At 61.4% G+C, this 21,217-nt stretch carries 16 protein-coding genes and 2 pseudogenes; 13 read left to right on the plus strand and 5 right to left on the minus strand.

Annotated features, from left to right (window positions below):
• Positions 1-72: 72 nt before the first annotated feature.
• Entirely contained in the window at positions 73-444 is a 372-nt protein-coding gene (locus tag ACX80G_RS09645) for a hypothetical protein (protein ID WP_459307421.1), read from the minus strand.
• Positions 445-638: 194 nt separating this feature from the next.
• Between ACX80G_RS09645 and ACX80G_RS09650 the strand changes: the two genes are divergently transcribed.
• Positions 639-2,147: an amidase gene (locus ACX80G_RS09650; protein ID WP_459307422.1), complete on the plus strand. Its 1,509-nt coding sequence runs from the start codon at positions 639-641 to the stop codon at positions 2,145-2,147.
• A 442-nt stretch (positions 2,148-2,589) separates the two neighbouring features.
• Here the strand turns inward: ACX80G_RS09650 and ACX80G_RS09655 are convergent, their stop codons facing one another.
• On the minus strand, positions 2,590-3,489 hold the full coding sequence (locus ACX80G_RS09655; protein WP_459307423.1) for a LysR family transcriptional regulator: 900 nt from the start codon (positions 3,487-3,489) through the stop codon (positions 2,590-2,592).
• Between the two features lie 72 nt (positions 3,490-3,561).
• Here ACX80G_RS09655 and ACX80G_RS09660 point away from each other — a divergent pair, with 72 nt between their 5' ends.
• Entirely contained in the window at positions 3,562-4,578 is a 1,017-nt protein-coding gene (locus tag ACX80G_RS09660; RefSeq protein WP_459307424.1) for a DMT family transporter, read from the plus strand.
• Between the two features lie 73 nt (positions 4,579-4,651).
• On the opposite strand, the gene ACX80G_RS09665 is transcribed toward ACX80G_RS09660, so the two are convergent.
• On the minus strand, positions 4,652-4,987 hold the full coding sequence (locus ACX80G_RS09665) for a hypothetical protein (RefSeq protein ID WP_459307425.1): 336 nt from the start codon (positions 4,985-4,987) through the stop codon (positions 4,652-4,654).
• 1,120 nt (positions 4,988-6,107) lie between these two features.
• Between ACX80G_RS09665 and ACX80G_RS09670 the strand changes: the two genes are divergently transcribed.
• Both ACX80G_RS09670 and ACX80G_RS09675 read left to right on the plus strand, forming a co-directional pair.
• Positions 6,108-6,464 (plus strand): YciI family protein, encoded by a 357-nt coding sequence (locus tag ACX80G_RS09670; protein WP_459307426.1) that lies wholly within the window; start codon positions 6,108-6,110, stop codon positions 6,462-6,464.
• 32 nt (positions 6,465-6,496) lie between these two features.
• A complete protein-coding gene (locus ACX80G_RS09675) occupies positions 6,497-7,777 on the plus strand; it encodes an RNA polymerase sigma factor (RefSeq protein WP_459307427.1) in 1,281 nt (426 codons plus the stop codon).
• 637 nt (positions 7,778-8,414) lie between these two features.
• Here ACX80G_RS09675 and ACX80G_RS09680 read toward each other — a convergent pair.
• Entirely contained in the window at positions 8,415-9,329 is a 915-nt protein-coding gene (locus ACX80G_RS09680; RefSeq protein WP_459307428.1) for a helix-turn-helix domain-containing protein, read from the minus strand.
• Between the two features lie 268 nt (positions 9,330-9,597).
• On the opposite strand from ACX80G_RS09680, the gene ACX80G_RS09685 reads away from it, so the two are divergent.
• From ACX80G_RS09685 to ACX80G_RS09725, 9 genes and pseudogenes are all read left to right on the plus strand, one after another.
• Positions 9,598-10,962 carry an ABC transporter substrate-binding protein gene (locus ACX80G_RS09685; RefSeq protein ID WP_459307429.1) on the plus strand — a complete coding sequence of 455 codons (1,365 nt, stop codon included), beginning with the start codon at positions 9,598-9,600 and terminating at the stop codon, positions 10,960-10,962.
• Positions 10,963-11,028: 66 nt separating this feature from the next.
• Positions 11,029-12,003, plus strand: a complete 975-nt coding sequence (locus ACX80G_RS09690; protein ID WP_459307430.1) for a carbohydrate ABC transporter permease — start codon at positions 11,029-11,031, stop codon at positions 12,001-12,003.
• The gene (locus tag ACX80G_RS09695; RefSeq protein ID WP_459307431.1) at positions 12,000-12,899 is read left to right on the plus strand and encodes a carbohydrate ABC transporter permease; all 900 of its coding nucleotides are present in this window, start codon (positions 12,000-12,002) and stop codon (positions 12,897-12,899) included. Before ACX80G_RS09690 ends, ACX80G_RS09695 begins: the two co-directional genes overlap by 4 nt.
• Positions 12,900-12,971: 72 nt before the next feature.
• A complete protein-coding gene (locus ACX80G_RS09700; protein WP_459307442.1) occupies positions 12,972-13,976 on the plus strand; it encodes an NAD(P)-dependent alcohol dehydrogenase in 1,005 nt (334 codons plus the stop codon).
• A gap of 11 nt (positions 13,977-13,987) precedes the next feature.
• Positions 13,988-14,938 carry a carbohydrate kinase family protein gene (locus ACX80G_RS09705; protein ID WP_459307432.1) on the plus strand — a complete coding sequence of 317 codons (951 nt, stop codon included), beginning with the start codon at positions 13,988-13,990 and terminating at the stop codon, positions 14,936-14,938.
• Positions 14,935-15,624 (plus strand): nucleoside/nucleotide kinase family protein, encoded by a 690-nt coding sequence (locus ACX80G_RS09710; protein ID WP_459307433.1) that lies wholly within the window; start codon positions 14,935-14,937, stop codon positions 15,622-15,624. The genes ACX80G_RS09705 and ACX80G_RS09710 overlap by 4 nt, the downstream gene beginning before the upstream one ends.
• Before the next feature lie 40 nt (positions 15,625-15,664).
• Positions 15,665-17,161: a mannitol dehydrogenase family protein gene (locus ACX80G_RS09715; protein ID WP_459307434.1), complete on the plus strand. Its 1,497-nt coding sequence runs from the start codon at positions 15,665-15,667 to the stop codon at positions 17,159-17,161.
• A 46-nt stretch (positions 17,162-17,207) separates the two neighbouring features.
• Positions 17,208-18,608: a xylulokinase gene (gene xylB / locus ACX80G_RS09720; protein ID WP_459307435.1), complete on the plus strand. Its 1,401-nt coding sequence runs from the start codon at positions 17,208-17,210 to the stop codon at positions 18,606-18,608.
• Positions 18,609-19,449: 841 nt separating this feature from the next.
• Positions 19,450-20,634: pseudogene (locus tag ACX80G_RS09725) on the plus strand (IS3 family transposase).
• Between the two features lie 43 nt (positions 20,635-20,677).
• Here the strand turns inward: ACX80G_RS09725 and ACX80G_RS09730 are convergent.
• Positions 20,678-20,803, minus strand: a pseudogene (locus tag ACX80G_RS09730) (IS110 family transposase); the annotation flags it as partial.
• Between the last annotated feature and the right edge of the window lie 414 nt (positions 20,804-21,217).

A 21,217-nucleotide genomic window follows, 5' to 3' on the forward strand; every position in this document is an offset into this window, starting at 1 on the left:
TGCGGTGGTCAGCTCGGCGCTCGGCTTGCCGGCTCTGACCTTGCGCAGCGGATCAGGACGGGGCGACGGAAGTCAGGAAACAGGCACTTCCACATCAACGATCCCGACGAACCGGCTGCCAATTCCCTCGTACTCGCTCCGAACCATGCTCGGCATCACCGGCGGGATCTCAGCAAGGGCATGGTGGGCGCAGCAGACAAATGTGAACGGCGGCCACCATTTCTTCGGCCGGACGGCTTCAGAAAAACGACAGACTACGCAGGTCAGCTGGACCCAGACAGGCCGCTTGCTTGTGCGGTTCTCCTTGGACTGGACGAGCCAGACCGGGGGACTGTCCAAAAGCTCGGACAACTCGGCGTCTGACAGTTTGGCAGGGATCCCATGACGGTGTGCCATTTCAAGCGGAATATCAAGGATTTGAGCTGCTTCACGTCGTGTAACCACCAGTCAACGATACGGGATGCGCGGCCTCTCCACATCCGGAAGTGACACAAATGCGTCTCGACGTTCATGCGGGATCGGCACAAAGGCATTCAAAATATTCTCCATCGAATGTCTTTTCGTGAGCACACCGTTATGCAATACTTCCAATGTTCGACATTGGGTTCCAGTCATTCGGATCGTCAAGGGAGACACTCATGGAGATTGCCGCCAGCAAGCTCGATCTCAGGATTGAAACTGCCAGCATCGCCGAGCTACAGGCCGCCATGCGTGCCGGACGGCTTACCGCAGTGCAACTCATCGACTTCTACCTGGATCGGATCCGACGATTCGATATGGCCGGTCCGAAGTTGAACTCGATCGTGACGCTCGCCGCGGATGCCCGCGATCAGGCCGCCGAACGCGATGAGCAGCGAGCAACCAACCCAGACAGTCTCGGCCCGCTGCACGGAATCCCAATTCTCGTGAAGGACTGCCTCGAAACGGCAGATATGCCAACCTCATTTGGATCCGAGATCTTCGCTGACTACCGGCCCAACGAGGATGCCACCGTCATCCGCAAATTGCGCGAAGCCGGTGCGATCATCCTGGGCAAGACCACGCTTCCTGACTGGGCAACATCATGGTTCACCTATTCCTCGCGAAGCGGCCTCACCAAGAACCCCTACGATCTCAGCCGCGACCCAGGTGGCTCCTCCGCCGGCACCGGAGCATCAATCGCAGCGGCCCACGCGACAATCGGGCTGGGCACCGACTGTGGCGGATCGGTCCGCGTACCTGCGTCCTTCTGCAACCTCGTCGGCATTCGTTCAACTCCAGGACTCATCAGTCGCAAAGGGTGCAACCCGCTCGTCAGCGTGCAGGACACAATCGGGCCGATGGGGCAGAGTGTCGCCGACGTTGCCCGCGTCTTCGACGTCATCACCGGATTCGACCCTGAAGACGAACTGACCTACGCCGCCGAGATTGCTCCGGCCGAGGAATCATACCTTTCAGCGCTGGTTCCGGACGCGATCGTCGGTGCACGCATCGGCGTCGTTCGAAACGCCTTCGGATCAGACGACGACAAGTACGCTGCCCCGGTGAACGAGGTTATGCAAACCGCGTTGACGCAGCTAGCTGCAGCGGGTGCGATTCTCGTGGACATTGAAATTCCCGACCTGCAGGACTGGAACGCACGAACATCGATGTATACGATCAAATCCAAATTCGACATCGACAAGTTCCTCGCCGGAATTCCAGATGCCCCAATGCACTCCGTGGCGGAAATCATCGAGTCTAAGCGCTACCACCCTAAGCTTGATCTCCTCGAGGCTCTCAGCGAAGGCCCGGACGACCCCTTCTCCGACCTCTCGTTCTACGCGGCGTATTTAGCCCGCGAGGCATACATGAAGGCAGTAGTGAACCTGATGGGAGCGAACAATCTTCTCGCGCTGGTATACCCAACCGTTCAGGTGGTACCACCTACGCGAGAAGAATGTGACTCATCGCAGTGGACAACATTGAACTTCCCGACCAACACTCTAATCGGGTCTCAGACGTGGATGCCATCGATGACCATCCCCGCCGGACTCACCGAGACCGGGCTACCCGTGGGTATGGAAATCCTGGCACGCCCCTACGATGAGCGCACGCTGTTCCAAGTCGGATACGGTTTCGAGCAGGTTGCCAGCCACCGCCATCTCCCAGAATCGGTGACGATCTAGCCCGAAAACCGCACAAAGGCGGAACCCATATCGCAGGACCGGGAAAATTTCCGGTCCCGCGACGATTTTCCCTCGGTCACACGGTAAACGCTTCGGGTCACACCAGCTGTCACGCTGCATCGGACATTTATTTGTTCGGGAATGACCAGTCGTTGCTACCGCCCGAACACGGTGCCACTTGCTCTCAATGGGGCCTCCACTTTGGTTGCAGCCCGTGATGGCCGGACTCGAACGAAATATTTCCGATGGCGCTGTGCTTTCCCCGGGACATCTTGTCCCGCCATCCCATCAAAGAAAGGGGTAGCGGACGATCCTTGAATCTCTGGGGTATATCCTGACGGGGATTTCCGTGGCGGATCAGTCAGGGCGTGTGTCAGATACGACTGACAACAGTGAAGCAAAAATGGATTGCTCATCGCGACATTGTTCGTTCTTGTTTGCTTCAGCGTGGGGTGGCTGCATTTTCTTGAAGGACGGTAACGACCTTTTGGACAGCGGTCCGGTGCAGGGCTTCGGGTCGGCAAAGGATGTCCACGCGCCTGGCGAGATGTAGATCGCTGAGCGGTTTGAGAACTATTCCGCTCTCAGGGCGAGGCGCGGCGGTGTAACGAGGCATCAATGCCACCGCAGGGCTGGCGGCGACGATTGCTGCGGCGATAAAGAATTCGTTGATGCGGTGCGTGATCCGTAAGGGTTTGCGCGCGTGCACGGCGATGCTTTCCAACGCTGGGACCAAGGGGAATCCATCCTGAACCGAAATCCATTCCTCATCCGCCAGATCCATAACACTGACCATGGATTGATCGGCAAGACGATGCCGAACGGACATGGCGACATCCAAGGGTTCACGCACCAGGGGCAGCTCCGTGACCGCTGCAGGCCAGGGTGCGGTGTGCTCAAGACGATGAGCGATCACCAGATCGAAGTCGGCCGTCAGCGCAGGAAAACCATCCTGACCCACATCCCGATCATGACAGGCCACGCTCGGTCGATTCTCCCCCAGCATCGACATAAGGAGCGGTCCAAAATAGGTCAATCCCGCACTGTTGAAAGCACAAATGCTCACCACTCCACCGGGATCTTGCATGTACTCACTCACCGCCTGCTCCGCAGAGCTCATCGCCACACCAATATCGACCGCTGCCCTCGCAAGCGCCTGCCCCGCACCAGTGAGAACAAGATTCCGGCCGCGGCGCTCCGTCAAAGCGACACCCACACCACGCTGCAAAGCACTCAACTGCTGCGACACGGCGGACGCTGAAACATGAGACGCCCGCGCCACCGCGGCAAGACTGCCCCGCTCCCCCAACTCGCGCAACAGCTTCAGCTGACTTATATCCATAAGGACAGACTAAACCCACACTTCACAAGTTGCCATCTAGTCTTACTAGTCGGAGCCCGCCACACTGAATAGGTGTCCTCACCTCGAACCCCCGATTCTGATGCGCCGCCCACGCCTCGTCCCGAGGGGCGGCGGCCAAGCGTTCCCTTTCTTCTCACGCACAAAGTGGACCTGCTCCTACTGCTCGTCGCGATCGTGTGGGGCAGTAGCTACCTCGCCGCGAAATCGCTCACCGATACCGTCGACGTCACCGTCATCCTCGCGTTTCGATTCATCATCACCACCATCGCCCTTGCCGGGATCTGGCTGATCTGGAAACGCTGGCGAATCAGCCGACGCGAAGCCCTCGTCGGCGCAGTACTCGGACTCACCCAAGCAGCAGTGCTCATCCTGGAAACCTATGGAATCGCGGGCACCAGCGCCACCAACGCCGGGCTGATCATCAGCCTGGTCATCGTCTTCACCCCCATCACGGAAAGCATCGCGTTCCGCACCAAAGTACCTCGACAGATATTCATCGCCGGGGTGATCGCCGTCGTCGGGGTATGCCTCCTCGTCTCAGGCGACGGGTTCGCCACACCCACGCTCGGGGACCTGCTGATGCTCGCGGCAGCGATCGTGCGATCAGTACACGTGACAGCGGTGTCTGCCCTCACCAAAGGACGCGACCACAGTCCTCTGAATGTCACACTGATCCAAAGCGCTGTTTGCGCACTCTTCCACACGATCGCCGACCACAACGCAGTGCTCGACGCCATGCAATCCTTCACGGGACAAGAATGGCTCGGTGTGCTCTACCTCGGCCTGGCCTGCAGCGTCTTCGCCTTCGTCGTCCAGACTTGGGCAATCCAACAAACCTCAGCCTCACGAGCGAGCCTGCTCATGGGCACCGAACCCATCTGGGCCGTCCTCATCGGCACCACCATCGGCCACGACACACTCACCCTCCCCGGAATCACCGGCGCCACCCTCATCATCGCTGGCCTCCACCTCGGACTCCGAGCCGAAACCCGCCACCGAACCACGCCAACACCACCGCTAGTTCACCCGACAACCCCAACCGACAGGACTCAGCGACCAGACAAGTAGCTATCAACAGCGCAGCATTCCACGTCACTGCGTATGCCGGTCGGCTTAGGAGACGACTTTCGTGTGGATACATTTATGCTTCGTTACCTGCTTTGCCTTGGCTGTCAGCCTGATCTGCTGTTTTGTGAAGGATGAAGAGGCCACCGTATGAGGGCTGATCGGCACGCTGTTCATCGGTGTCTGTATATTCGCTAAGCACGGTATAGACCCGGTTGATGACGTCCTTGAGGTCTTGTGGTGAGAGGTGCAGGACGAACCGAGAGAGGTTGGCGAGTGCGTCCGGACCTGCTTCGGTCAGTTCTTCCCGTAGTGCGTCGAGCGGTGCGAGTGGGCCGTCCGGGCCCGCGTCGCGCAGCGCCGTGTCCAAGTGCCATGATCGCCCGGTCGAGCGATATGGCTTCTCCAGCACACCGCTTACTCCGGTGCGGACGGCAGTGGGTTCGAATGGCTTGGCCTCCAGACAATGTTCGGCCTCATGGGAGTGCTCACCTTCGGGCTTCTAGTCCTGATGCCCATCCTCACAGACAAAGCAATCACCGCCGCCGAAGTGGACCACGAATAGGTCGAGTCAACCTGTGTGCTCCGCTTGAACAAGACACGTCGGAAGAATCATGGTGCGGTTAGGGCTCGGTCAGCGGGACGGTCGAAGCAAGCGATTGATGCAGTACCCGAGCACGACTAGACTGAGGATCGCCAAGAGAACACTCCCTGGCCAACCAAGCGCTGGTTCCAACGAGCAGGTGGACGTTGCCCCGGACTCGGGTATGTAGTCGTTGCATCGCCCCGACCGAATCGCGTAGTTCAAGACGTTCAGCATAATAATCAGCCCGCAGAGCAGGGCCCAAGGCGCCCTGGGCCGGGGATTCTCATCGGCATTCATGATGCGAAGCATATGGCGTGAGCAATGCCGCACCCAAAATGGAGAATTCGCGCTTTTGGCCGCACGAGCATGTCGATGAGGCGGGGCATCCGCTTTGAGGTCCACGCCTGCGGAGACCAAGCCGCGCATCGTGGTGGCATAGGAGACGTAGTTTGAGGAGGCGTTCATTAGGTCAGTCTGCCAGCAGCAATCCATCTCCTTGCGTCGTTCTATAAGGGATTGGCTACTGGGCGCTAAAGGATCAACTCCTCACAAGCGATGTGACAAGCAAACTGTCAACAACATCGCCACAGTCCGTTCGATAATCTACTTGCGGCAGCCAGCGTCTCCGGTGCATTCACGTACCGGCTTCACCACTACGCCTTCGCCAGCGTCTGTCCCGCCAGCCCTGTTAGCAAGAATGTAGAGTTCGCCGGCCATATCTTCACCAATCCCAAGAACTCCATGGCCATGGATACGCGTCAAGTGGGGCCGCCGGAGTGCACTTCAGCACGCAATGCGGACTCCGGCACGCACGGCGGCGGCGGCGCCGCCGGAAAAATCTTGAAGAAAATCCTGGCTTAGCTGTCGATTCTGCGGCAGGATGTTCGTCGTCGTTAATGACGGAGCCGGACAGGCCGGCCCGCGACCCAGTGCAGGAGGCAGTTCCATGGCCAAGTACGCAATCCTCATCTACGAAGACCCGGCGTTCTACGCGAACGCGTCGCCCGAGGCGTGGGGCGCAGTGATCGACGCGCACAACACGTTCACCAAGCAGGTCTTCGAGCTGGGTGGGTCCCTCGCGGGCGGGGAGGCGCTCGCACCCACGACGACGGCCACCACGATCAAGGGTGCCGGCACGGTGACGGACGGCCCGTTCGTCGAGACCAAAGAGGCCTTCAACGGCTTCTACGTCGTCGAGGCGCGCGACCTCGACCACGCCGTCGAGATCGCCAAGCTGTGCCCGGCGCCCGGCGGCGGCGTCGAGGTTCGCCCGGTCGTGGACCCGACGACGAACCCGTTCTGATCGCTCCCAGCGACGAGCCGACCGTGTCCGCCGTGCAGGCGGACGCGGTCGCTGCCGCGCTGGCGCAGGCCCACCGCTCCGAGTGGGCCTTCGTGCTGTCCGCCACGGTGCGCGTCGCGGGCGACCTGGACGTCGCGGAGGAGTGCGTGCAGGAGGCGTACGTCAGCGCGCTGCAGGCCTGGATCCGGGACGGCGTCCCGGATCGGCCCGGCGCGTGGCTGACCACGGCGGCGCGGAACCAGGCGCTGGACCGGTTGCGTCGCGAGGTCACCCTCCGGCGCAAGCTCCCGCTGCTCGTAGAGCCGGCGACCGTCGATCCGCACGACCCGGCCGACCTGGACTGGCCCGACGCCGCGGTGCCGGACGACCGGCTCCGGCTGGTGTTCACCTGCTGCCACCCCACCCTCGCCCCCGAGGCCCGCATCGCCCTCACCCTGCGCGTGGTCTGCGGCGTTCCCACGCCCGACGTCGCCCGGGCCTTCCTGGTGTCCGAGCCGACGATGGCGGCACGGATCACCCGGGCCAAGAAGAAGATCTCCGCAGCGCGGATCCCCTACCGGGTTCCGGGCCGGGCGGAGCTGCCCGAGCGCCTGGACAGCGTGCTCACCACCGTCCACCTCCTCTTCAGCACCGGCCACACGGCCGGCGAGGGGGATGCGCTCGTCCGTGAGGAGCTCTGCGACCGGGCCCTGCACCTCGCGCGCACCCTCGCCGCGTTGCTCCCCGAGCAGGCCGAGACCCGCGGCCTGCTCGGCCTGCTGCTGCTCACCGACGCACGCCGGGCCACCCGGACCGACGAGCAGGGCCGGCTGCTCCTGCTCGCCGACCAGGACCGGACGCGCTGGGACCAGCGCGCGATTCTGGAGGGGCTCACGGTGACGGCCGGGGCGCTGGCGTCTGGCCCACCGGGGCGGTTCACCCTACAGGCGGCGATCGCCGGCGTGCACGCGATGGCGCCGTCCCTGGAGCAGACCGACTGGCCGCGCGTCGTGCACCTCTACGACCGGCTGCTGGCGGTGTGGAACACCCCGGTGGTCGCGCTCAACCGGGCCGCCGCCGTGGCGTTCGCCGACGGTCCGGCCGACGCCCTGCCGCTCCTCGACGAGCTGGCGACCCATCCCCGGCTCGCCGACTACCCCTACCTTCCCGCCACGCGCGCCGACCTGCTGCGCCGCCTCGGCGACGCCGCTGGCGCGGCTCAGTCGTACCGGCGCGCGATGGAGCTCACGGCGAACGCCGCGGAGCGCGCCTTCCTGGAGCAGCGCCTGGCTGAGGTCAGCCGCGCCGCCGGCGCCGAGCCCGCGCCCGGCTGAGGACGGCGGGCTCGGCGGCCACCGCTCCGAGGCCTCGCCCGGGGCCCCTTGGCCTCGTCGATGCGATCCTCGACGGCGTCCAGCCGCTCGTCGTCCGTGCTCATCTGCGCCTCCTGGGGTGCGTGCCCTAGCTACATCCCGAGCGTCCCTCCGCACCGAGTGAGGAACTCGGTGAAAACTTTCACCAAAGTCATGTACCTTCACTACCACTCCCCCATGAAGGAGTAAGCAAGCCCAGCAAGGGCTTTAGGAAGAGAAAGGAGGCTGCCCACCACAGGAAAACCGCAACCCACCAACCGAACCAGGCACACCCTGCGCACACTTTGCGCCGGTTCGTGCACAGTCAGAGACCAAAGCAGCCTCTGACGAGGGGAAACTCTGTGCCCAAAGTGGGACTTGAACCGGCTTTCACCCCTTGCAACCATTGGCCTCCCCCGAAAACCTCCCCACATCGGCCCAGTCCGGCACCAATACGACCCAACCCGACACCCCGGTAAGCCGTCGGCATGGTCGACATCCTTCCAAGTGCCTCAGCTCGCTAGGTCACGGAGTCAACAAAACCGGGAACAGTCCCATCCGCCGATGCATCGCCTACGTGCGAATGTTAGCCCCTCGCCTAGGAAACATCAAAAGCACTCTATTTATCCCGTGAACGGTATGCCCTCGGACTCAGTCCTGTCTCGGCAAGAAAGTGTCGGTTGAAGTTGGATAGGTTGGAGAATCCCACCTCGTAGCAGATCGCTGACACTGGGGTGTCCGTCTGCTCAAGCAGGCGGCAAGCGTGTGCGAGACGCAGCTTACGCACCATGTCACTGAAATTCTGTCCCGTGGCCTTCCGGAAGTACTTGGAGAAGGTGGGCTCGGTCATGCCCACCAATCCCGCTACGTCGGCCATCCGCACCGTGGCTGCATGGTTCGCGAAGATGTATTCGAGGGCGATATCTACCACCGCAGCTGCTTCACCGTCGAGTTGGGGTTCGAACCAGTCACGGGCGAGGAAGCGTCGATCGGCTTCTGGTGATCTCGCGAAGATTGTGAGAACTTTCAGCACATAGTGCAGGCGCTTCATTCCGGTAGTCTTTCCTACCGCCTCGATGGCGTTGGCGGCCTCGATCGCAGTTTCACCGGTGAAATGAATACCTCGTGCCGATTGCTGGAGCACTTCTCCTGTCTCCAGAAGCTCCGGCATCAGTTCGGCACATTGAAGCAACCACCCGCCGTCGAACTGCAGCACTGCATCACGCTTCTCGATCACCTCCCCCGGCTCGAGGTCGCTGACCCAGTCATGTGGGAGGTCTGAGCCAATAAGAGTTACCTGCCCGGCCTCGAAGGTGCCGAGGTAGTCACCCACGATGAAGCGACCCGTGCCTTTGCGAATCAGGTGGATTTCGTACTCGGGATGGTAGTTCCATCTCGCAAGAGGGCTGGGATAGTCATGTTCATGCCAGCGCACGGAGTGCTTGGGATCGTGGGGAATTACCTCACGATTCGCATGAAGGCCGGTCAGGCGTTCAGCAAGACGGACCGCCACTTCCGATAGTTCTTGGGCCATCACGCGCCTCCTCCCAGTTCATAAGAATTATCCGCCAGCTCTGCTCCCTCGACCCTGCGCAGCGGAATTCATGCACCTGATCTGCAGAGCTTTGGAAAATAAGTATCAGTTTAAGGCAACTGACGTGCTAGTTGTGCACTTTGTCACACCATTACCCTTGATGCACTGGGACAAGCGGAAACCACAGAAACCGCTACCCCCAAACCACCACCCGCGTGCACCGTGCTATTTCGGCGTGCGGAAAACCGTTAGGAACAAAGGAGTTTTTATGCGCAGCAATAAGACGCGAGCCACTTTTACCGTCGGGGTTGCATGTCTCGCCCTGACCTTGTCCGCGTGTTCCGGTGCCGGTGGGGGCGCCAGCTCTGATGCCTCAGGCGGAGCCCAGAGCATCAACGTGCTGATGGTCAACAACCCGCAGATGGAGGATCTGCAGCGGTTGACGGCCGATAATTTTACGGCCGAGACCGGAGTTACAGTCAACTACACTTCACTTCCCGAGAATGACGTTCGGGCGAACATCAGCCAGGAGTTCTCGGCACAAGCCGGGCAGTACGACGTCGCATCCCTGTCCAACTATGAGATCCCGTTTTATTCAGCGAACGGGTGGCTTGCACCACTGGATAAGTTCGTGGCGGCGGACGAAGACTTCAACCAGGACGATATTCTCCCTGCCTATACGGAGTCACTGACCGGGGAGGACGGCAAGTTGTACGGCGAGCCGTTCTACGGGGAATCCTCCTTCCTCATGTACCGCACCGATGTGTTCGACGAACTGGGCCTAACCATGCCTGAGGAGCCGACCTGGGATGAGGTGGCCGACCTGGCTGCCCAGGTCGATGAGGCCCGGGAAGATATGAAGGGCATCTGCCTGCGTGGTCAGCCCGGTTGGGGACAGGTTTTCGCGCCACTGACGACCGTAGTCAACACGTTCGGCGGAACGTGGTTCGACAGCGAGTGGAATGCCCAGGTGGATTCCCCCGAGTTCACCGAAGCAGTGCAGTTCTATACGGACCTGGTGAAGGAGCATGGCGAAGCCGGAGCTGCCCAGGCCGGCTTCACCGAGTGCCTGACCAACATGACGCAGAGCAACACCGCGATGTGGTACGACGCCACCTCGGCGGCCGGAAGCCTGGAAGCCGAAGGATCCCCCGTGGCCGGCAAGATCGGATACGCCCCTGCTCCGGTGAAGGAAACCGACTCCTCTGGATGGCTCTGGACCTGGTCGTGGGGCATTCAGGCCGCATCCCAGAAGCAGGACGCCGCTTGGGAGTTCATCTCCTGGGCCAGTTCACAGGAATACGAGGAACTCGTAGCTGAGGAACTCGGCTGGGCGAAGGTGCCCTCAGGCAAGCGTATCTCCACCTACGAGAACCCCGAGTACCAAGCGTCGGCACCGCAGTTCGAAGCCGAGCGCGCAGCCATCGAAAGCGCCGACCCGCGGGACCCAGGAGTGCAGGAACGGCCCTACATCGGGATCCAGTTCGTGGGTATCCCTGAGTTCGCCGATCTGGGGACCACCGTGTCTCAAGACGTCAGCGCCGTCATCGCCGGGCAGCAGACGGTCGAGGAAGCGCTTACCAAAGGGCAGGAAGCCGCCGAAACGGTCAGCGAAAACTACAAATCCAAGTAATACCTAGCATCCGTCCGTTGCCACTCTCCTCTGGAGGAGAGTGGCAACGGACGGCAGGAGACGTCCATGGCTACCACTACAGCAACCACACCCAGCCCTGCGGGAAAACGCACCCGAGTGCCGCAAAGCCCCCAAGAGAAACGCCGCCAACGGAGGGACGGATGGTCCCGTCGCGGGCCCCTTCTCCCGGCGCTGATCTTCATGATCGTGGTGACCCAGCTGCCATTCCTGGCAACGCTGGTGATCTCCTTCATGAACTGGAACAGCCTGCGGCCGAACGAGACGAGCTTCGCTGGTTTCGACAACTACGTCAGTGTCCTCACCGACGCGGACCTGCGCCAAGCGATTCTCACGACAATTATCATGACCGCTACCGTGGTGCTGGTCAGCCTCGCCCTCGGCCTCGGACTCGCAATCCTGCTGGACAAGAAGTTCGTCGGCCGGGGAATCGTCCGGACCATGTTGATCGCCCCGTTCCTGGTAGTGCCGGTGGCTGCTGCTCTGGTCTGGAAGCACGCCCTGCTTAATCCGTCCTACGGCCTGATTAACGGCACCCTGACCTGGATTTGGTCCCGTTTCGGCAGTGACAACCCACCCCAGCCCGAGCTCCTTTCACAGGCCCCACTGTTGGCTGTTGAAGCTTCGCTGATCTGGCAGTGGACCCCGTTCATGATGCTGATCCTCCTGGCCGGGCTGCAGTCACGGCCCATGGACGTCGTAGAGGCCGCTCAGATCGACGGTGCCTCAGGTTTCCAGATCTTCCGCTACCTGACCCTGCCGCACCTGCGCCAGTACCTGGAACTGGGCGGACTATTGGGCACCATCTACATCGTCCAAAACTTCGACGCCGTATTCACCCTCACCTCCGGTGGGCTGGGCACAGCAAATCTCCCTTTCTCTATTTACCAGACCTTTTATTTCGCGAACGAATACGGGCTTGCCTCGGCCACCGGTGTTATCGCCGTCATCGGCACGATTATCGTCGCGACCTTCGCCCTGCGCTCTGTCCTCACGCTCTTCCAGAAGGAGGAATCCCGATGACCACCCTTACCCCCGTCCGGAAAAGAACGGCAGGCCCCGCCTTTTTGGGCCGCAAACAGAAGTCTCGCCTGGACCCGACTCGCAACAACACCGTCGCCGGTCTGGTCGCTTGGGTCGCCGCTTTGATCTTCGCGATCCCCATTTTCTGGATGGTCCTCACCTCCTTCCATTCCGAGGTCGACGCCGCCACGAACCCTCCCTCGATCGCCGCAGACCTTACACTCGAGTCGTACCAGAACTTCTTCTCCGGCGCGTCCGGGCTAAGCCCATGGCCACCCCTAATCAACTCCGCGACCGCGTCCATCACCTCGACCATCCTGGTTCTGGTCCTGGCCATCCCCGCCGCCTACGCCCTGTCGATCCGGCCGATCCGCAAATGGACCGACGTGATGTTCTTCTTCCTATCCACCAAGATGCTCCCCATCGTCGCGGCCCTGCTGCCGCTGTTCCTGTTCGCCCGGAACTTCGGAGTCCTCGACAACATCTGGTTCCTGGTTCTCCTCTATACCTCGATGAACCTGCCGATCGCGGTGTGGATGATGCGCTCCTTCCTCGCCGAAGTGCCCGTGGAAATGCTCGAAGCCGCCCAGATCGACGGAGCCGGACTCCTCCTGACGCTGCGCAAAGTTGTCGCGCCCGTAGCGATGCCCGGCATTGCAGCAACAGCGTTGATTTGCTTCATCTTCAGCTGGAACGAGCTCCTCTTGGCCCGCGTCCTGACCGGCGTCGTCGCCGGTACCGCTCCGGTCTTCCTCACCAGCTTCGTCTCCAGCCAGGGACTCTTCCTCGCAAAGGTCTGCACCGCGGCCGTGGTCATTTCCCTCCCCGTCCTTCTTGCCGGCTTCGCAGCCCAAGACAAACTTGTCCAGGGCTTGTCCCTTGGCGCCGTGAAGTAGCCACTCATCTTCCGAAAGGTCCATTCCGTGACAGTGACATCCGAAGCAACAGCCATCGACGTCCCCACCACCATGCGCGCTTCCGTGCTGCGCCGCCAGCGCAGTGTCGCGCTTGAAACCATTGAGGTTCCCAGACTCGACGACGATCAGGTCCTCGTGCAGGTCGCAGCGGTCGGCGTGTGCGGCAGCGACGTCCACTACTACGAACACGGTCGGATCGGCCCCTACGTGGTCGATCATCCCCTGATCCTCGGACACGAACTTTCCGGACGGATTGCTGCCGTGGGCGCGAAGGTCGACTCCTCCCGGATGGGCGAGCGGGTCGCTGTTGAACCCCAGCGTCCATGCCGTGTTTGTGACCAATGCAAGCACGGCCGCTACAACCTGTGCCCGACAATCGAGTTCTACGCGACGCCACCCATCGACGGCGCTTTCACCGAATACGTCGCAATTCAGGCGGACTTCGCGTTTCCCATCCCGGACAGTGTGAGCGATGAGGCCGCAGCCCTCATCGAACCGCTCTCGGTGGGCATCTGGGCGTGCCAACGGGCGGCGATCGTCCCCGGCAGCCGCGTCCTGATCGCCGGGGCAGGCCCGATCGGGATCATCGCGGCCCAGACGGCGCGTGCCTTCGGTGCTACCGAGGTCTACATCAGCGACATATCCCCCGATCGCCTCGCCTTCGCTCTCAATCATGGGGCCACCCATGCCCTCAATGCACGCACCGATTCAGTAGACGGCCTGGACGTTGATGCCTTCATCGACGCCTCCGGGGCGCCGCAGGCGGTTAAGTCGGGCATTCTTGCGGTACGTCCTGCCGGCCGAGTGATCCTTGTCGGCCTCGGCGCGGATGACGTCGAACTGCCTGTTTCCTTCATCCAGAATCGAGAAATCTGGCTCTCCGGCGTCTTCCGGTACGCCAACACCTGGCCGTTGGGCATCCAGCTCGTCGCGGATGGAAAAGTGGACCTCGATGTCCTGGTCACCGGACGGTTTGGCCTATCTGAGGCGGAAGCTGCCCTTCAGGCAGGCAACCAAGCGGGCCAGCTCAAGGCCATCGTCTACCCGGGCCGCTGATGGAGCGAAACGTGGAACTCCCCGACATCGAGATCATCGGCGAATCGTTGATCGACGTCGTTCATGACACCCGGCAGGCAATGGTTGAACATCCCGGAGGAAGCCCGATGAACGTGGCAGTTGGGACGGCCCGGCTCGGCATGCCCACGACTCTTGTGACTTCGTTCGGCGATGACGGCCAAGGTCAGGCCATCTCGCGGCATCTCGTGGCCAATGGGGTCAAAACAGTCAACGCCGGAGCCGCACGCACCAGCACTGCTAGTGCCTGCATAGGCACCAACGGGGCCGCCTCCTACTCCTTCGACATCTCTTGGGACATCTCTGGGCCGGTTGACGTTGCACGCTACACGACACCAACGCACTTCCATACGGGATCATTGGCAACCGCGCTTACACCGGGCCGCCATGACGTATTAAGCCTCCTCGAACGGGTCCGAAACACGAGCACCATCAGTTTCGACCCCAACTGCACGCCCACCGTCACGCCAAATCATGTTGAGGCACGCGACGAGGTCGAACGTTTCGTAGCCCTCAGCGACATCGTGAAGGAGAGTGACGAGGACCTCTCCTGGCTGTACCCGGGAACCGGACTGAACGACGTGATGGATAGGTGGTTGACCCTTGGGACCAGCCTCGTCGTCGTCACTCGTGGTGGGCAGGGGTCCCTCGCCGCAACCGCATCAGCGAAGGTGAGCGAAGAAGCCACTCCTGTTGATGTCATTGACACCGTCGGCGCGGGAGATTCGTTCACGGCAGCGCTCCTAGCCGGATTGCGGTGGTGTGGCGTCCTGGGGACGGACGACCGATCGAGGTTCGCGGCACTTGACCATTTGACGTTGCAGCAGCTTCTGGCGTTCGCGGCTACAGCGGCCTCAATCACCTGCTCACGAGCGGGCGCTGACCCGCCGTCACTGTCTGAGATAGCGCTCGTCGAAGGCGTTCCCTGGGAACTGCTGGCATGATCTGGGCAACAAGTAATTCTGATGGAGGCGGAGGCAGCACGCCCGTCGTCAACCGGTACAGGCACGCCGGGGAGCTCCAACGGATACTCCCCCAATCCAGTGCCGGCGGTCGAACCATGCTGGGGATTGTCGGGGCCCCCGGCGCGGGCAAGTCAACCATCGCAGCCGCCCTCAAGGCGCTGAATCCCACGGTCTCCGCGCAGGTGCCCATGGATGGCTTCCATCTCGCGGACCAGGTGCTAATTCGACTCGGGTTGCTGAACCGCAAGGGAGCCCCCGAGACCTTCGATCCCCACGGCTACGCGGCCCTGTTGTCCCGCCTCAGGGACAGGACCGACCATGTTGTCTATGCACCGGCCTTCGAACGGGATCTCGAGCAACCACTGGCCAACGCGCTGCCCGTTCCGCCAGCAGCCTCACTCCTGATAACCGAGGGCAATTACCTCCTTCTCGACAAACCAGGTTGGCGAGAAGCGCGGCAGCAGCTCGACGAGGTCTGGTTCATTGACGTCGACCCGGACGTTCGCCGAAGTCGGCTTATCGCCCGGCACATCTTGTTCGGCAAGCAGCCCGCGGCTGCCGAGGAATGGGTTCGGCGCGTGGACGAGCCGAATGCCGAGCTCGTTTCCGCTACCCGGAACCGGGCGGACCGCATCCTTGACATGTCCCAGTGGAACCTCACTTGATCCGCACCCTTCATCCCTGACTACTACGCAAAGGCGCGCAATGACCCAGCTCTCAGCCACGACCCTGTCTTCCCTCCCATCCAACCTTCCTGTGCCGACGTATGACCGCTCGGTGCTCAGCGTGGGCATCGTGCATTTCGGCGTAGGCGGGTTCCACCGCGCCCACCAGGCGATGTATTTAGACCGGTTGATGTCCCGAGGACAGGACTTCGACTGGGCGATCTGCGGTGTCGGCGTCCTACCCCACGACCTGGCTATGAAGCAGGTCATGGACGACCAGAACGGTCTGTACACGCTCGTTGAAAAGGCTCCTGACGGGACGCAGAACGCCCGCATCGTCGGATCGATCGTCGACTACCTCTTCGCGCCCGATGACCCCGAGGCCGTCATCGAAACCATCGCCGCTCCTGATGTCCGCATCGTATCGATGACCATTACCGAGGGCGGGTACTGCATCAATCCGGTAACTGGAGACGTCGACACCGACCATCCCGCCCTGCGCGCCGATCTTGCACCGGGTGCGGTGCCCGCATCGGTCTTCGGTCTCGTCACCGAGGCCCTAGCCCGACGGCGGGAACGAGGAATTCCTGGTCTGACCGTCATGTCCTGCGACAACATCCAAGGCAACGGCGACACGGCGCGTGCCGTCTTCACCGCCTTCGCAGAACGCCGCGACACGAACCTTGCAACGTGGATCGCGGACAACGTCACGTTCCCCAATTCCATGGTGGACCGGATCACGCCGGCGACGACGGACCAGGACCGGGAGCAAGTGGCGAAAGACTTTGGCGTCGAGGACGCGTGGCCGGTGGTATGCGAAGACTTCGAACAGTGGGTCCTTGAGGACCACTTCGCACACGGTCGCCCCGCCTGGGAAGACGCGGGCGTGCAACTCGTCGGCGTCGTGGAACCCTACGAGCTCATGAAGCTGCGGTTGCTCAATGCAAGCCATCAAGCTCTTTGTTACCCCGGCTACCTCGCTGGCTACCGGCTCGTCCACGACGTCTGTCAAGACCCCGCCTTCGCACGGTACCTCCTCGCCTACATGGAACAGGAGGCCACACCCACCCTACAGCCCGTACCTGGGGTGGACCTCGAAGCCTACCGGCACAAACTCATCTCCCGGTTCTCCAACGCAGCCGTCCGCGACACGGTGGCCCGCCTATGCGCCGAGAGTTCGGACCGCATTCCGAAGTGGCTCGTCCCCGTCATCCGTGAGAACCTTAGCGCGGGCCGTAGCGTGCGCTACGGAGCGGCGATCATCGCTACCTGGGCGCGCTACGCCGAGGGGACCGACGAGGCCGGGGCCCCCATCGAGGTCGTCGACCGACTCAAGGAGCCCGTTATGGCTGCCGCAGCACAGACCGGTTCCGACTCGCTAGCGTTCCTGCGCCAACGGGAGTTGTTCCTCGACCTCGCAGACCACCCGGCCTTCGTTGACGCGTACCTCGAGGCACTCGGTACGCTCCATGGGCCGGGTGCGGCCGCACTCGTCGCTGAACTTGGGCACGGTAGAAGAACTGAACCGGCAAAGTAGTTTCACGGTTGAAAAGCTGTGACTTAGACAATGAGGAAATGAATCAATGAGCGTAGTCATCGGGGTGGACTCCTCCACCCAGTCCTGCAAGGTTCTGGCTGTCGACGGGCAAAGCGGTGCGGTCATTTCCTCGGCTGCCGTAGCTCACCCCGACCACACGTCGGTGAACCCCAAGGTCTGGATATCAGCTCTCCACGAGGCATTGCACGCAGCAGGCGCAGACAGTATGGGGGGATCTGTTACCGGTGTAAGCATTGCCGCTCAACAGCACGGACTGGTCGCACTGGACAGTTCCGGAACACCCGTGTACGACGCACTGCTGTGGAACGACACCCGCAGCGCGGATGACGCCGCACGCCTTTGGGATGAAATGGGAACCGTGGCGTGGATTGACGCCGTCGGCCTTGTTCCGGTTGCTTCGTTCACCATCACAAAACTGGCATGGCTGGAGCGCAATGAACCGGACGCAGCGAATCGGGTCGACCGGGTAGTGCTCCCTCATGACTGGCTCAACGGCGCCATGAGCGGCGAATTCACCACTGACCGAAGTGACGCATCGGGCACCGGGTATTTTTCCGCCGTAACCGACAGATACCGTATGGACATCTTGGAACGTTTCTTTGGGCGCGTCCCTAAGCTTCCCCGCGTTGTGCCCTCCCATGAGCCGGCCGGGCGTGTGAGAAAAGGATGGGGCATCGACGGAACCGTGCTCGGCGCCGGTGCAGGTGACAACGCTGCGGCCGCCCTTGGACTAGGCCTTCAGCCCGGCGAAATCGTCGTATCGATCGGCACCTCCGGTACCGTATTCACCACCTCACCTTCCGCTATCCGTGACCCTGAGGGCGCGATTGCCGGGTTCGCGGACGCCACAGGCAACCATCTCCCCTTGCTGGCCATGCTCAACTCCGCCAGGGTCCTGACAGCCACGGCCTCCATGCTCGGCACCGATCTCTCAACACTGGACTCGCTCGCCCTTGAAGCCAGCCGGGATGCAGGAGGGCTTACCTTTATTCCCTACCTGGACGGGGAACGAAGCCCCAACCTTCCCCACGCAACCGGATCCCTGACCGGACTAAGCAGAAGCAACATGACCCCGCAAAACCTCGCGCGCGCCTCAGTGCTAGGTGTACTTAATTCACTAGCTGATGCCATCGACCTTCTGAAAAAATCCGGGGTAACGCCAAATAAAGTACTGCTAATCGGGGGAGGCTCGAAATCAAAAGCACTACGCCAAGCCGCAGCCAGCATCTTCGGAGTGCCCGTCGAAGTCCCGACAACGAAAGAATATGTGGCCCTAGGAGCTGCGAAGCAAGCCGCGTGGGCAGCCTCCGGGGGTTGTCCCGACTGGAAGCGAAGTATCGAGGCCGCCTACGAGCCCGAAGGAGACTGGGCCGCAGAGATACGAGCACGTTACATCGATGCCCGCGAGAACGCTTATGGAATCTGAACCAATGGCCGACAAGCAGGCACCCTCAACACCAATGGGCCTATACGACTTCAAAATTCTACCTACCCAACGTTAATCACTATTGGCGAACCAGGGACTACAGACAGGGCACGATTTCCATCGGAACTACCGAAAAGTTCCCCTCATCGCTTAGGGTTCGGGGCTACGCCCCTGTCTTGGATGCGTAGCCTAGTGGCCGAGTCGGCGACGAACGATATAACGTCGGCGGACAACACGCCCGGTGCCAGCCAGTCGCTGAAGGAGAATGGAACCACTAACCATCAAAACCCCGCCGACGTCCTCAGTTTCAATGGCCACACCTCAGGGTTTGGCCCCAGAAAGCCTGGTCTGCATCATCGTCGTCGACAACCACGTAGAGCCAACCCTCCATGTCGAACTGCCGAAGCCACGCACCCAAATAGGCCACGCACCGAGATCACCTACGCAAAAATGGTGGCACGCTACCCCGGCCACGACCAGCGCTGAAGGTGTGCTCTTCGCCGTCTCCACGCACGATGGACGGTGGGACCTGAACCCTTAAATTGCCGCTTCGCCTGAGTGGCTCGCCCGACGAATTGGCTTTCGGGAAAGATCAAGCCGAAGTCATGTACCTTTACCACCACTCCCCCATGAAGTAGTAAGAAGGCCACCAAGGGCTTCAGGAAGAGAAAGGAGACAACCCACCACAGGAAAACCGCAACCCACCAACCTAACCAGGCACACCCTGCGCACACATTGCGCCGGTTTGTGCACAATCAGAGAGCAAAAAAGCTGAGCTGCTGTGGAGATTTCGGACAGTGGGCCCTCTTAAAATGAGGGTCTACCGAAAGTAGAGATCAGGATGACCGCATCACGCAGACGATTTACCCAGGAGTTCAAGGACGAGCTGTGCCGCGAGGTGATTAACACGTCCAAGCCGATCAAGGACGTGGCCATATCGTACGGTGTCGGTCCCGAGACGCTCCGCAACTGGTTGGTCAAGTACCGCGAGGCCAACGGCGGCACGGAGGCGGACCTGACGCTCTCGGAACGGGCCCGGCTGAAGGAGCTCGAGCGCGAAGTTCAAGAGCTGCGGGCAGAGACTGCCTTTTTGAAAAATGCCAGCGCTTACTTCGCGCGGGAGCAGCGGTAGTGAGCAAGTATGAATTCATCGATTCCCAAAAAGCCGACCCGTCCAATCTGAATGCAGTGGTGAAAATGTGCCGCTGGTTGGCCGTCTCGACGTCCGGTTTCTATCACTGGGCCACCCGTCCGAAATCAGCCACGGCGGCCCGCCGCGAGGCCCTGACAGCCAGGATCCAGCACTACTTCGAGGAGTCCGAGGGTACCTACGGGTACCGGCGCATCCACGCCGATCTCGCCGCGGAACGAACCGAGTGCTCTCCCGAGCTGGTACGGCACATCATGCGCTACCAAGGCCTGGTGGCCTGTCAGCCACGTCCGTTCCGCCTCACCACCGAGACCGACGCTGAGGCAGCCGCGGGCATGCCCGACCTCGTCAAGCGGGACTTCACCGCTGACCGCCCCGGCGTGAAGTTCGTCGGCGACATCACCTATATTCACACGTGGCAAGGGTTCGTCTACCTCGCCACCGTCATCGATTGTTACTCCAAGAAAGCTGTCGGCTGGTTCATCGCCGATCACATGCGCACCGAGCTCGTAGCGGATGCGCTCAAGGAACGCCGCCGCTACGACCTGGATCGAGCCGGCCGCGATCTGGCACTCCGATCGGGGCAGCGTCTACACCTCGGCCGAGTTCAGGGCCTTGGTGACCGGTTTGGGCATGCGATCGTCAATGGGACGCACGGGTGTGTGCTGGGACAACAGCATGGCCGAATCATTCTTCTCAGCACTGAAGAATGAGCGTGTCTACCGGACCGTTTACGCAACGAAATCACAGGCCCGCAGCGATGTCATCCGCTACATCGAGGGGTTTTACAACAGCCGGCGCCGTCATTCCGCGCTCGGATACCGTCGGCCTAACGAAGTCCACTATGGTTATCAACAGCCAGCCTTGGCAGCGTAGAAGAATCCACTCATTCCACTGTCCGAAATCCCCACAGCAGCCCAGTGGTCGGGAACGGCTCACACGCGACCCGTCGCTTCGTACTGGCCTCGATGATGGCATAAGTGTGTGTGCGGGCGTGGCAGTCCACGCCAATTACGAACGGGCGGGTCTGCGCAACGATAGTCAACGCGGCCACCCTCCTTCCTTTTGAACGGGCAAATGCACCCTCAAGGGGCCAATTGTTTTTCGAGTCACGCGCCAAACAGAACGACCAGCATCAACACTGCCAGCTAGTCCCAGACCAGCCTCTGCAAGACTCACAGTTGTTTTTGCCTGCTGGCGAGCTCGCTCGCTCGTCCCCGACGGAGCAGTGTTCAACCCGAAGGGCGGAAGCGGGTAGAAACCTCGGAGGAAATAAGCGACGCAGGAGCGCCGTAGAGGTTTCTGGCCGGCTTTCGTCGCGTCAGCGATTGACGCTGTGGAGCGGGGGTGGTTGGGCCCCCGTTAGCAGTCCAGTGGCTATGCGATAGCTAGTTGGTTTCCTGCGGTCCAGTTTTTCCAGTACGCGGACGGTGTCATTCCGTCGAGGGATCCGTGGGGC

The organism is Arthrobacter glycogeni, assembly GCF_054510815.1.